The sequence below is a fragment of the Streptococcus sp. Marseille-P7376 genome (assembly GCF_902460385.1).
Classification (GTDB): Bacteria; Bacillota; Bacilli; order Lactobacillales; family Streptococcaceae; genus Streptococcus; species Streptococcus sinensis.
The window spans coordinates 28,469-40,800 of sequence record NZ_CABPTS010000005.1 but is presented as its reverse complement, the minus strand read 5'-3'; the positions used below and the strand labels follow the sequence as shown (position 1 = coordinate 40,800).

General features: G+C 43.6%; 12 protein-coding genes. 8 read left to right on the top strand and 4 right to left on the bottom strand.

Features of this window, described 5'->3' with window-relative positions; all coding sequences use genetic code 11:
• Window positions 1-50 precede the first annotated feature (50 nt).
• From gla to fni, 7 genes are all read left to right on the top strand, one after another.
• On the top strand, window positions 51-920 hold the full coding sequence (gene gla / locus FZ952_RS04270; protein ID WP_148880734.1) for an aquaglyceroporin Gla: 870 nt from the start codon (window positions 51-53) through the stop codon (window positions 918-920).
• A 211-nt stretch (window positions 921-1,131) separates the two neighbouring features.
• Complete coding sequence (locus tag FZ952_RS04265) at window positions 1,132-1,866, top strand: CppA N-terminal domain-containing protein (protein ID WP_148880776.1); 735 nt, start codon at window positions 1,132-1,134, stop codon at window positions 1,864-1,866.
• On the top strand, window positions 1,863-2,798 hold the full coding sequence (locus FZ952_RS04260) for a serine hydrolase domain-containing protein (protein ID WP_148880733.1): 936 nt from the start codon (window positions 1,863-1,865) through the stop codon (window positions 2,796-2,798). The genes FZ952_RS04265 and FZ952_RS04260 overlap by 4 nt, the downstream gene beginning before the upstream one ends.
• 122 nt (window positions 2,799-2,920) lie before the next feature.
• Window positions 2,921-3,799: a mevalonate kinase gene (mvk, locus tag FZ952_RS04255; protein ID WP_148880732.1), complete on the top strand. Its 879-nt coding sequence runs from the start codon at window positions 2,921-2,923 to the stop codon at window positions 3,797-3,799.
• Window positions 3,781-4,728: a diphosphomevalonate decarboxylase gene (gene mvaD / locus FZ952_RS04250; protein WP_148880731.1), complete on the top strand. Its 948-nt coding sequence runs from the start codon at window positions 3,781-3,783 to the stop codon at window positions 4,726-4,728. Before mvk ends, mvaD begins: the two co-directional genes overlap by 19 nt.
• Window positions 4,718-5,737, top strand: coding sequence for a phosphomevalonate kinase (locus tag FZ952_RS04245; RefSeq protein ID WP_148880730.1), 1,020 nt, complete (start codon window positions 4,718-4,720; stop codon window positions 5,735-5,737). The genes mvaD and FZ952_RS04245 overlap by 11 nt, the downstream gene beginning before the upstream one ends.
• Complete coding sequence (gene fni, locus FZ952_RS04240; protein ID WP_148880729.1) at window positions 5,721-6,740, top strand: type 2 isopentenyl-diphosphate Delta-isomerase; 1,020 nt, start codon at window positions 5,721-5,723, stop codon at window positions 6,738-6,740. The genes FZ952_RS04245 and fni overlap by 17 nt, the downstream gene beginning before the upstream one ends.
• A 57-nt stretch (window positions 6,741-6,797) precedes the next feature.
• Here the strand turns inward: fni and FZ952_RS04235 are convergent, their stop codons facing one another.
• The 4 genes from FZ952_RS04235 to FZ952_RS04220 form a co-directional block, all read right to left on the bottom strand.
• On the bottom strand, window positions 6,798-8,081 hold the full coding sequence (locus tag FZ952_RS04235; RefSeq protein ID WP_148880728.1) for a hydroxymethylglutaryl-CoA reductase, degradative: 1,284 nt from the start codon (window positions 8,079-8,081) through the stop codon (window positions 6,798-6,800).
• Entirely contained in the window at window positions 8,078-9,256 is a 1,179-nt protein-coding gene (locus tag FZ952_RS04230; RefSeq protein ID WP_062200115.1) for a hydroxymethylglutaryl-CoA synthase, read from the bottom strand. Before FZ952_RS04230 ends, FZ952_RS04235 begins: the two co-directional genes overlap by 4 nt.
• 283 nt (window positions 9,257-9,539) lie before the next feature.
• Window positions 9,540-9,995 (bottom strand): threonine/serine exporter family protein, encoded by a 456-nt coding sequence (locus FZ952_RS04225; protein WP_148880727.1) that lies wholly within the window; start codon window positions 9,993-9,995, stop codon window positions 9,540-9,542.
• 4 nt (window positions 9,996-9,999) lie between these two features.
• Window positions 10,000-10,758, bottom strand: coding sequence for a threonine/serine exporter family protein (locus FZ952_RS04220; RefSeq protein ID WP_148880775.1), 759 nt, complete (start codon window positions 10,756-10,758; stop codon window positions 10,000-10,002).
• A 221-nt stretch (window positions 10,759-10,979) separates the two neighbouring features.
• On the opposite strand from FZ952_RS04220, the gene FZ952_RS04215 reads away from it, so the two are divergent.
• Window positions 10,980-12,261 (top strand): ISL3 family transposase gene (locus FZ952_RS04215; RefSeq protein WP_262366326.1). Its coding sequence is split into 2 segments (ribosomal slippage): window positions 10,980-11,452 and window positions 11,451-12,261, totalling 1,284 coding nucleotides; the frame shifts between segments, so codons are not numbered across the junction.
• Window positions 12,262-12,332 lie beyond the last annotated feature (71 nt).

Here is a 12,332-nt window from a genome sequence, read left to right as displayed (position 1 = left end):
ATACTTGATAAAATATAGATTGTCTAAAAAATTTTTTAAGGAGAAATTAAATGGATTTCAATTGGGCTATTAAATATGCCACAGAATTTCTAGGAACAGCTATCCTCATCATTTTGGGGAATGGTGCTGTAGCCAATGTTGAATTAAAGGGCACCAAAGGTCATCAAAGTGGTTGGTTGGTCATCGCTGTTGGTTATGGTATGGGGGTTATGATCCCAGCTCTGATGTTTGGAAATGTCTCAGGTAACCACATCAATCCTGCTTTCACTTTAGGGCTTGCAATTAGCGGATACTTCCCATGGGGACAAGTGGCTCCATATATCGTTGCACAAGTTTTGGGTGCGATCTTTGGACAGGCTTTGGTTGTGGCAACACATCATCCTTACTACTTAAAAACAGAAAAACCTAATAATATTTTAGGTACTTTCTCAACAATTTCAAGTCTGGATCATGGAACGTCTGAATCTCGTAAAGCAGCAACAATCAATGGATTTATCAATGAGTTTGTTGGTTCCTTTGTTCTTTTCTTTGCAGCAATGGGCTTGACAAAACACTACTTCGGAGCAGAAGCTCTTCAATACATGAAGCAATTAGCTGAACAAACAGGTCAAAAAGCTGATTTTTCTCAATTGGCTCTTAAAGCACAAATTGCGCCTCACACAGCAGCTGGTCTTTCTGTCGCTCACTTGGCGCTTGGCTTCCTAGTTATGGCATTGGTAACTTCACTTGGTGGTCCTACTGGCCCAGGTCTCAACCCTGCCCGTGACCTCGGACCACGTATCTTGCACGCTATTTTGCCAAAATCAGTCCTTGGTGAACACAAGGGTGATTCAAAATGGTGGTATGCTTGGGTACCCGTTGCAGCTCCGATTCTTGCAGGGATTGCAGCAGTTGCTCTGTTTAAAGCTATTTATGGATAATAAACATTCAAAGGCTGAGAGAAATCTCGGTCTTTTTTATTTGGCAGCTGTCCACTTAATCGTCTGAATGGTCGAAGAATCCTCGACTGTTTTAGTCTCGTTCAGTCTTCCAATTAGGTCAGGATAAAATGTTTAAAAAATTGTTGATTTGCGCATAATTTCTTGTAAAAAAATTGAAAATCTATTACAATGAAATGGTTTGGAGGAAGTTATGAGTATAAATCATATTACAAGGATTATTCCGGTAATAAAAGTAAATAATCGCAATCTTAATCAAGATTTTTATGTAAAAACTCTAGGGATGAAATCCTTGTTGGAAGAAGCTGCTCTATTATCTTTGGGAGATCAGACTAAAACAGAAAAATTAATTTTAGAAGAATCTCCAAGCATGCGCTCGCGTCGTGTAAAAGGGCCTAAAAAATTATCAAGGCTCATTATTAAAGTGCAGGAGTCTAAAGAAATAGAGGCTCTATTAGCTCAAAAACCAGAATGTCTCAAACTTTACCGAGGAAAAGTCGGTTACGCTTTTGAAGTTTTATCACCAGAAGGCGATCGGATTTTGCTACATGCTGAGAAAGAGATTTCTTCTCTTAAAGAAGTGGCAGAAGTGCCGTTGTTTAAAAAGCAAGAGGATTTTATTGGGCTCAGCCAGTTTGATGTTGAGTCAGTGGAACTCCATGTTTCTGATGTTGAAAAAGCGGAAGCCTTTTATCAAAAGATTGAGAATGCTTGTGATTTTCTGGTTTTTAAGGAGGCGTTTGGGCCAGACTTGTCAGTGAGTAATGAAAAAACTTGGGATTTGGCGATGCTGAAATGTAAACTAGTCACCTTGGATACCAATCTTCTGAAAGAAGTTTTTCAAAATCAGGAAATCTTCATACCTAAGTCTGATAAATTTTTACTCAGTCAAGACCCGAATAAGATTGAACTGTGGTTTGAAGCATGAGTATCGAAATGATTCTTGGGAAAATTGATGAACAGCTGAGGGCGGGAATTTATCCTGGCGCCAGTTTGGCTTTGTATCGGGATGGACAATGGCAGGACTTTTACCTTGGGCTGGCAGATCCCAGTCGCAAGGAGGAAACACGGCCAGGACTGGTCTATGATTTGGCCAGCGTCAGTAAGGTGGTTGGTGTTGGGACTGTAGCTGCTTTTTTGTTTCATAGCAGTTCTCTAGAGCTGGATCGGCCTTTGAGGCATTATTATCCTGCTTTTCATGATAATCAGGTCACGGTGCGGCAGCTGTTGACCCATACCTCTGGGCTGGATCCTTATATTCCCCGTCGTAATGAGTTGAATGCTCAAGAGCTGAAGGCAGCACTTAACCATCTAACTGTCCTTGAGGATAGGTCATTTCGCTATACGGATGTCAATTTTCTGCTATTAGGTTTTATGTTAGAAGAGATGTTTGACAAGTCCTTAGATGCTCTCTTTCGGCAGGAAATTTTTGAGCCTTGGCAGCTTTCAGAAACTGGTTTTGGTCCTGTAAAAGAAGCAGTACCGACGGTGCGAGGTGTAGAGGGGGGCTTAGTGCACGATCCTAAGGCGCGTGTGTTGGGAATTCATGCTGGCAGTGCAGGACTGTTTTCTACTGTAAAGGATTTACAATGTTTCTTGGAACATTATCTACAGGATGATTTTGCTTCCGAATTGACCCAGAATTTTTCCAGAGAAGCAGGGAAGGCTCGCAGTTTGGGCTGGAATATAGATGGAAATTGGCTGGATCATACAGGCTATACGGGTACTTTTATTATGTATAACCGAATTGAGCAAAAGGCTGTTATTTTTCTATCTAACAGAACTTATGAAAAAGATGAGCGAGCTCAGTGGATTTTGGATCGCAACCAGCTAATGGACCTGATCAAAAAAGAATTATAAAATAGGAACTCCAGACTGGAAATGCTGGAGTTTTTTTGTCGTGGAAAAACAAAGATAATAATCGCTTTTTTTGTAAAAGTATATTAAAATAAAAAGGAGAGAAAGATTTATCGAGAAGAAAAATGACAAAAGAAATAGGTGTCGGGACGGCACATAGTAAGATAATTTTAATGGGGGAACACTCGGTCGTGTATGGCTATCCAGCTATCTCCCTGCCACTGAATAATATTGAGGTCACTTGCCGAGTATTTCCATCTGAATCCACCTGGACTCTCTACAAAGACGATACCCTGTCCATGGCTGTTTTTGCGAGTCTGGAACATTTGGGGAAACAGGAAGCCAGAATTCGCTGTCAGGTGGATTCTATGGTTCCTGAGAAAAGAGGGATGGGCTCGTCTGCGGCGGTCAGTATTGCGGCTATTCGAGCTGTCTTTGATTATTTTGAAGAGGAGCTGGATGATCAGACTCTAGAAATCTTAGTCAATCGAGCAGAGATGATTGCTCATATGAATCCTAGTGGTCTAGATGCTAAAACTTGTCTTAGCGATGTAGCCATCAAATTCATCCGCAATCTGGGCTTTAGCGAGATTGAGCTGAATCTGAATGCTCATCTGCTGATTGCTGATACCGGTATTTACGGGCATACCCGCGAGGCTATCAAAGTTGTGGAGAATCAAGGACAAAAAGCCTTGCCTCTACTGCAGGAGCTGGGTAATTTGACTAAAATTGTAGAAAAGGCCATCGCTGCAAAAGATCTGCTAACTATGGGGCTAACTATGACCAAAGCGCACGAGAAATTGACTCAGCTGGGTGTTTCCTGTCCCAAAGCAGATGCTCTGGTTAGCCTGGCTGTCGAAAATGGTGCCTTAGGCGCCAAAATGAGTGGGGGCGGTTTAGGTGGCTGTATCATTGCCCTTGTAAAAGAAAAAGGTGAGGCGGAAAAATTAGCCGTCCTACTGAGAGAGAAAGGTGCGGTAAACACATGGATAGAAAGCCTGTAAGCGTCAAATCCTATGCTAGTATTGCCATTATTAAGTATTGGGGAAAAGAAAATGCCAAAGAGATGATTCCATCAACCAGCAGTATTTCCCTAACCTTAGAAAACATGTACACCGAGACTAGATTGAGTCCCCTGCCAGCTGGTGCGACGAGAGATGAATTTTATATTAATGATCAGCTGCAGAATGAAGCCGAGCATGAGAAGATGTCGCGCATTATTGATCGCTTCAGACAGGATTCAGCTGATTTTGTCCGTATTGACACCCGCAACAATATGCCAACAGCAGCAGGGCTTTCTTCTAGTTCCAGTGGCTTGTCTGCTCTAGTTAAAGCCTGTAATGCTTATTTTGAAACGGGCTATGAAACAGAAGAGCTGGCTCAACTGGCTAAATTTGCTTCCGGCTCCTCAGCTCGCTCCTTTTTTGGCCCTTTGTCAGCTTGGGATAAGGATAGTGGTGCTATTTACCCCGTCCAAACGGATCTAAAACTGGCTATGATTATGCTGGTCCTTTATGATGAAAGGAAACCCATCTCCAGTCGGGAAGGCATGAGGATCTGCCAAGCAACGTCCAGCAATTTTAAGGAATGGGTTGAGCAGTCTGCGCAGGATTATAGGCATATGCTGGCCTACCTCAAGGACAACGATTTTGATAGGGTCGGTCGGCTGGCAGAAAGCAATGCCCTGCTCATGCACTCGACTACCCAGACAGCACAGCCGCCCTTTAGCTATTTAACTGACCAATCCTATGCTGCAATGGACTTTATCAAGGAGTTGCGTCAAAAAGGAGAGCGCTGTTATTTCACCATGGATGCTGGGCCGAATGTCAAGGTTCTTTGTTTAGAAGAAGATCTGGATCACCTGGTTCCGATATTTGAAGAAAGATACCGACTGATTGTTTCTAAAGCAAAGGATTTACCTGATGAAGTTTGAACGAATTGTAAAAACCTGTGGAAAACTTTATCTGGCGGGTGAGTATGCTGTGCTTAGCCCTGGTCAAGCAGCCCTGATTAAAAACATTCCTATTTTTATGACGGGGAGAATTCAGCCCGCTGTTGCTTATCATTTGGCTTCGGATATGTTTAATCATCAGGCTTCTCTGGAGCCGGATGCAGACTATGCCCTGATTCAGGAGACAATTGCTGTCATGAACGATTGGCTACTGGCGCAGGGGGTCGCTTCCCAGCCCTTTTCTCTGACTATCAGTGGAAAGATGGAAAGGGAAGGGAGAAAGTTTGGGATTGGCTCCAGTGGTAGTGTAGTGATTTTGACCCTGAAAGCGATGGCTGCATTTTATCAGTTGAATGTAGATGCGGAGCTGCTTTTTAAGCTGGCCGCTTTTGTTCTACTGAGGCGGGGAGACAACGGCTCTATGGGCGATTTGGCTTGCATTGCCTATGAAGACTTGGTCTATTATCGCTCTTTTGACCGAGCGCACATTCGAAAACAGCTGGCAGTAATGGATATGATGACCATTCTTGCTCAGGATTGGGGCTACCAGATTCGTCGTATTCAGCCTGCTTTAGCCTGTGATTTTTTGGTTGGTTGGACCAAGGAGCCAGCTATTTCCAAAGACTTGGTTGAGCAGGTTAAGTCAGCTATTGACGATCACTTTTTATCACAGACTCAGCAACAGGTGAATCTTCTGGCTGCGGCTCTGACAGGCGGGGATAAGACGGCTGTAAAGGCCAGTCTGGAAGAAGTCAGCAGTCTTTTAGCAGGACTCAGTCCAGCTATTTATACAGTGAAATTAAGCCAATTGAAAGTGGCAGCCGAGGGGCTGGACTGTGTAGCAAAAAGCAGCGGTGCCGGGGGTGGAGATTGTGGAATTGCGCTGGTTTTTAATCCTAAAGATAAGCAGGTTCTGCTGCAGCGCTGGCAGTTAGCAGGGATTGAATTATTACACCAAGAAAGGATGGGCGAGTATGAGTCAGAATCGTAAAGATGACCATATAAAATACGCTTTGGAGCAGACTCCGGGCTACAATAGCTTTGATGAAATGGAGTTGATTCATCGCTCGCTCCCAGAATATGATTTAGACGAAATTGATTTGTCGACTCATTTTGCTGGTCGCGACTGGGAGTTCCCCTTTTATATCAATGCAATGACCGGTGGCAGTCCAAAAGGCAAAGTAATCAATGAGAAGTTGGCTCAGATAGCAGAGACCTGTGGCATTCTTTTCGTGACGGGCTCCTACAGTGCTGCTCTTAAAAATCCAGCGGATGATTCTTATAGGGTAGCTAAGGAGCGGCCTGCTCTATTACTAGCTACTAATATTGGATTGGACAAGCCCTATGAAGCTGGCCAGCAGGCAGTGTCCGACTTACAGCCTATCTTCCTGCAGCTTCATGTCAACCTTATGCAAGAACTTCTGATGCCAGAAGGTGAGCGGGAATTCCGAGCTTGGAAACACCATCTCAAAGATTATGCGGACAGGCTATCTCTGCCAATTGTTGTAAAAGAGGTTGGTTTTGGCTTGGATCGTAGGAGTCTAGAGGCGGCTCGGGCTATGGGAGTCAGGACCTTTGATATTTCTGGCCGCGGAGGAACTAGCTTTGCCTACATCGAAAATCGCAGAAGCGGGCAGCGAGATTATCTCAATGACTGGGGTCAGACCACCCTGCAGGCTCTGCTCAATCTACAGGATTTGCGGGAAGAGACCGAACTTTTAGTCAGTGGAGGAGTCCGCCACCCATTAGATATTATCAAGGCCTTGGTTCTAGGCGCCAAAGCAGTCGGTCTATCTCGGACAATGCTGGAACTGGTCGAAGATCACTCAGTAGACGAAGTTGTTGCTATCCTTAACGGTTGGAAGACTGATCTGCGTCTGCTCATGTGCGCTCTTTCCTGTCGAAATCTAGAAGAGTTAAAACAAGTCCCTTATTTGCTTTATGGTCGTCTGAGAGAAGGCCGTGATCAACTCAGCCAGATAAGGGATAATTAAGCAAAAAATCACATGCAGAAAGTCTGTTAAAAAACAGACCGCATGTGATTTTTATGTTTATTGATTTTTTTTGCGTAGATCTTTTAAAATCTCTTGGGCAAGAGATAAGTTAAAGCTCTTTTCAGCTGTTAGTCGGTTAACTAAGAGTGGAACTTCCTGTTCTTGCGCACCTGCCAGAAGAGCCAAGGATTTGGCTTGCAGTTTCATATGCCCAGCCTGAATGCCTGTGCTGACGAGGGCTTTGAGGGCCGCAAAATTTTGTGCCAGGCCGACAGAAACGATTAGGCTAGCCAACTCTTTGGCTGTAGGCTGATTTAGAAGGTCAAAACTGGCTGCAACAGTCGGATTGAGACCGATAGAGCCCCCCTTGGTTGCGATAGGCATGGGCAGGGTTAGTTGACCTTGCAGTTTGCGATTTGTCCAGTTAGCTGTCCAGCTGGTCAAGCCTTGATAAGAGCCTGAACGGGCAGCATAGGCATGTGCCCCAGCTTCAATGGCGCGCCAATCATTGCCGCTTGCCAAAACGACGGCGTCAATGCCATTGAAAATCCCTTTGTTGTGTGTACTGGCGCGATAAGGATCAGCCTTGGCGAATTGGCTGGCTAGGACCATTTTTCGAGCAATCTTTTCCGCTTCGGTCTTGTCACGGCTGAGAAGACGGAAATTAATCTCACAGGTAGTTGTGACCAGAGCTTCTGTAGCATAATTGGATAGGATGGCCATCAGACTCTCCCCGCCAGTCAATAACTCGAGCTGCTCCTTGAGAGCTTCCAGCATAGTGTTAAGGATATTGGCTCCCATGGCTTCCTGAGTATCGACAAGAAGATAAACGACCAGAAAATCGGTCTCTCCTTTCAGAAGTTCTGTCCGTAGGTCACAAGTACCGCCCCCTCGTTTGACAATGGAAGGGTAGGCTTGGTTGGCCAGTTCCAGCAAATTAGCCTTCTTTTCTTGGATTTGATGAAGAGCTGAGCTGACATCCGGTATATCGTAGAGGGCAATCTGGCCGATCATCTGGCGGTTGTGGACAGTGGTTGTAAAGCCCCCGCTGCGTTTGATAATCTTGGCCGCAAAGCTGGCAGCGGCAACAACAGAAGGTTCTTCTGTTACAAAGGGAACCTGATAAAGTTTACCATCTACCAGAAAATCAGGCGCGATGGAATAGGGGAGAGCCAGAGTGCCCAAGACATTTTCGCTCATCTGATCTGCTGTTTCCAGAGAGAGGGTCTGCTGCTCTGCCAGTTGCTGCCAATGCTCGTGATCAATCAGCTCCTTCTCTTTTAGGAAATCGAGCCGTTCAGCGGGTGTTTTTTTTGAAAATCCAGTCCAATTTAGCTTCATAGCGGTTTCTCAACTTTAATATATTTTCGCTGATGCTCAGCAATTTCAGTCAGGGCATAGACCTGATTTTCATAACCGCTGAAGTGAGCATTTCCGTTTTCATCTAGCTGGGCTTCTTCAAAAAACATTTGCTCATAGTCAGGGATGGATACAGGCAGGCGTTGATCTAATTCTTGGAGGCGTGTTGTTGAAAGTTGCTGTTCATAGCCTTCCACCACATTGGCGCTGAAAATTTCAGCCACTGCTCCGCTGCCATAGCTAAAGAGAACAATCTTATCACCAGCCTTTAGATTGTCAGAGTTTTCCAAAAGGGACAGCAGGCCCAGAAAGAGCGAGCCGGTATAGATGTTTCCCACTTTTTGGCTGTAAAGAATAGATTTCTCGAAATTATCCTTTAAAATTTGCTGCTGGTCTTCTGGCAGGCTTTTATCCATGATTTTTTTCATGCCCTTAAGGGCCAGTTTTGGATAAGGCAAGTGGAAACAGTAGGCCGCAAAATCTTTGAGTGAGACTTTATGGCGCTGCTGATATTCAGCCCAAGTTGACTTTAAGCTGTCCAAATACTGCTGAGTAGAATAGATTCCGTTAACAAATGGCGTAGTCGAGTAATTTGGACGCCAAAAATCCATAACATCACGTGTTTGTGCTACATTATCTTCGTTGAAAGATAAAATCCGTGGATTTTGACTAATGAGCATTGCAATAGAACCAGCTCCTTGAGTCGGTTCTCCCGGAGTAAGGGCACCGTATTTAGCAATATCGCTAGCAATCACTAAGACCTTGCTTTGAGGATACTGTTTAACATGCAGCTTGGCATAGTCAAGTGCTGCCGTGGCTCCATAGCAAGCCTCTTTGATTTCAAAACTGCGGGCAAAGGGCTGGATGCCGAGCAAACCATGAATAAAAACTGCTGCAGCTTTACTTTGGTCAGTCCCAGATTCAGTTGCGACAATGACCATGTCGATTTCTTGCTTGTCCTTCTCTGATAAAATAGATTCGGCAGCAGAAGCCCCCAAAGTAATAATATCCTCTGTAATGGGTGCAATACTCAATTCTTTGAGTAGGAGGCCCTTACTTAATTTTTCAGGGTCGATGCCACGCTTTTCAGCCAAATCATCTAATTTTAAAACATAATTGCTTGTTGCAAAACCGATTTTATCGATTCCGATTGTCATAGTAAGACCTCTTTAAATCCTTTGATATCTAATATTATCTGAACACTATTTTACCATACTTAGAGGTAAAACTCTTATAAAAAACGCTTAATCTGTCCAAATCAGACTTAAGACGGATTTTGTACAAAAAATGCGTGAAATCGGAGGGAGCTCGATTTCTATCCAGTCTGATGAGCTGCTGTAGAAAAGCCATCTTTGCCTGTTTCAGCAAAGATGACTGCATACATTTTACAAGGATGGGTAAAGCGCCTTGCATTTGGCAGACTTTCTTAGATCTAGTAATCTAAGCAGTCTTTTTTTGATGTTTCTTCAAATAGTTGTAAATCTTCAGTACTACAGTCCCGCTGGCCATCCCGATGGAGATAACCAAAGCTAGAATTACAACTAAGGTGGCATTAACCATAGCCTGGCTGTAATCACCTGTCACAAAAAAGGCGGTTGTTCGATAGGAAATGTAGCCGGGAACCAGGGGAGCCAGAATGGCTAAAATGAAAACAACAGCCGGCGTTTTGAGGACGATACTGAGAATCTGACTGCAACAGGAGCCAATGATCGCGGCGATAAAAGTTGCCACAATAACATTGGTCGGTCCCTTGAGCAGGAGGTAAAGGAGCCAAGTACTCATTCCCAAAATGCCCCCAGGGATGAGCATGCTGCGTTGGACATTTAGAACGATTAAAAAAAGGATGATGGCAAGCAGACTAGCGATTGCTTGCAGAATAAATGTGAGTAGTGTCATAATTTTATTTCATTAAAACAAGGGCAACAGAAGTGCCCGCACCAAGGGCAAGAGTAATGAGAAGCGATTCAAAGAGCTTACTCATTCCGGAGTTGATGTGGTTGGTCATAATGTCTCGTACCGAGTTGGTCAGAGCAATTCCTGGGACGAAGGGCATGACAGCACCTGCGATAATCAAATCTGCTGTTGAGTCGAAACCTGAGTAACGGGCCCAGATCTGGGCCAATAATCCGAAGACGAAGGCTCCAGCAAAGGCCGAGACAAAAGGAATCCGAATATATTTGTCGACATAAAGGGAGAAGGAAAATCCAAATAATGTTGCCACTCCAGCCCCAATAGCATCGTAGAAATTTCCACCGAACATAATGGAGAAGAAGGGGGCACTAAGCGTTGCAGCCGTAATCAGCTCTTTTTTATTATAAGGAACTTTCTTTGATTTGAGTACCTTCAGCTGCTCAAAAGCCTCTCCGAGACTGATTGCACCACTGACTAGTTGACGAGAAACCTGATTGACATCACAGACCTTCTCGATATTATAGTTCATATGAATGTTACGTTTCATTCGCGAAATATTGGTATTTTCAATTGAAAAGAAAATAGCGACAGGCATAGCTAAGGCATTGCAGTCTATGATTCCCTGCGAATGGGCGATGCGGATCATCGTGTCCTCAACTCGGTAAATCTCTGAGCCACTTTGCAATAGAAGTGTGCCCGCTAGCATAATGACATCCACGGCCAGATTAAGATCTTTTTCCTCTTTCATAGAAATGTTCTCAGCCATTTCATCCCCTTTTCCTCACTTCACAATAACTCTATTATATCACAAATGGGCAAAGCTATCGCAATAAATCAAAATAAAACGGCTCTATAATTTCTGTAGTGGGTAAATCCACCGCAGGGATTATGGAGTCTATTTTGTTGTAGAAAAAAAGTCCCATAAGACCTATAATGAAAAGCAACGAAACCATCATTAGAAAGAATCTTATGGAACAATTAAATTTTATCACAAACCTACTCGAAATTAAAGACAAAAATATCATCATTCTAGATTACAAGGACTCGGGGACTCGTAAAGAAATCCTCGCTAAGCTAGATTATCCCGCACCTAAATGCCCTCACTGCCAAGGAAAAATGGCTAAATATGACTTCCAGAAAGAATCGAAAATTCCCTATCTAGAGTGCGCGGGATACAAGACATTGATTCGTCTAAGGAAACGACGTTTCCGCTGTAAAGACTGTAGAAAAATGGCTGTATCTGAGACTTCTCTGGTCAAGAAGAATCACCAAATTGCAACCATCGTCAAGCAGAAAATCGCTCAAAAATTGATCGAGAAAGTCTCTATGACGGCCATCGCTGAAAGCTTAGCAGTTTCCACGTCAACCGTCATTCGCAAATTGAAAGAATTCGAGTTCAAGACTGACCTCAACTGGCTTCCAGAACACATGTCTTGGGAGTGAAACAGTCTGGGGAGAGACTGTTTCAGCTGGCTTCAAGAAGGGAAAGATGAGCTTTATTGCACAGGATTTCGATTCCAGAAAAATCGTAGCTATCTTAGACGGACGGACCCAAGCAACCATTCGCAATCACTTTCTGCGCTATTCCAGACAGGTCCGAAACGGCCTTAAAGCCATTACCATGGACATGTTCAGTCCCTATTACGATATTGCCAGAAAACTATTTCCAAACGCTAAAATCGTTCTGGATCGTTTTCACATTGTCCAACACCTGAGCCGTGCTATGAGGCGTGTTCGTGTTCAAATCATGAATCAATTGGATCGAAAATCGCACGAATATAAGGCACTGAAACGTTACTGGAAACTCATTCAACAAGACAGTCGAAAACTAAGTCATAAACGCTTTTATCGTCCGACTTTTCGTATGCATTTGACCAACAAAGAGATTCTGGAAAAGCTTCTCTCTTACTCTCAAGAACTCAGAGAACATTATGAGCTCTACCAACTCTTACTCTTTCATTTTCAAGAGAAACAAGCGGAGCATTTCTTTGGACTCATTGAAGAAACAATTTCTTGTATAAATCCTATCTTTCAGACTGTTTTTAAAACCTTTCTCAAGGACAAAGATAAAATTATCAACGCTCTTGAACTCCCTTACTCAAATGCAAAACTGGAGGCTACTAACAACCTCATCAAGGTTATCAAGCGCAACGCTTTTGGCTTTCGGAACTTTGACAACTTTAGAACTAGAATTCTCATCACTTTGAATATCAAAAAGGAGAGGACCAATTTTGTCCTCTCCAGATGTTAGCTGATATCAACCCACTACAGTTGACAAAGAGCCAATAAAACCAGCTGATTTTCAGCTGGTTTTAAGATTAG

Bases quoted from the DNA above. Each gene is read 5' to 3' on its own strand.
- gla (WP_148880734.1), top strand. From the start codon at position 51: ATGGATTTCAATTGGGCTATTAAATATGCCACAGAATTTCTAGGAACA.
- FZ952_RS04265 (WP_148880776.1), top strand. From the start codon at position 1,132: ATGAGTATAAATCATATTACAAGGATTATTCCGGTAATAAAAGTAAAT.
- FZ952_RS04260 (WP_148880733.1), top strand. From the start codon at position 1,863: ATGAGTATCGAAATGATTCTTGGGAAAATTGATGAACAGCTGAGGGCG.
- mvk (WP_148880732.1), top strand. From the start codon at position 2,921: ATGACAAAAGAAATAGGTGTCGGGACGGCACATAGTAAGATAATTTTA.
- mvaD (WP_148880731.1), top strand. From the start codon at position 3,781: ATGGATAGAAAGCCTGTAAGCGTCAAATCCTATGCTAGTATTGCCATT.
- FZ952_RS04245 (WP_148880730.1), top strand. From the start codon at position 4,718: ATGAAGTTTGAACGAATTGTAAAAACCTGTGGAAAACTTTATCTGGCG.
- fni (WP_148880729.1), top strand. From the start codon at position 5,721: ATGAGTCAGAATCGTAAAGATGACCATATAAAATACGCTTTGGAGCAG.
- FZ952_RS04235 (WP_148880728.1), bottom strand. From the start codon at position 8,081: ATGAAGCTAAATTGGACTGGATTTTCAAAAAAAACACCCGCTGAACGG.
- FZ952_RS04230 (WP_062200115.1), bottom strand. From the start codon at position 9,256: ATGACAATCGGAATCGATAAAATCGGTTTTGCAACAAGCAATTATGTT.
- FZ952_RS04225 (WP_148880727.1), bottom strand. From the start codon at position 9,995: ATGACACTACTCACATTTATTCTGCAAGCAATCGCTAGTCTGCTTGCC.
- FZ952_RS04220 (WP_148880775.1), bottom strand. From the start codon at position 10,758: ATGAAAGAGGAAAAAGATCTTAATCTGGCCGTGGATGTCATTATGCTA.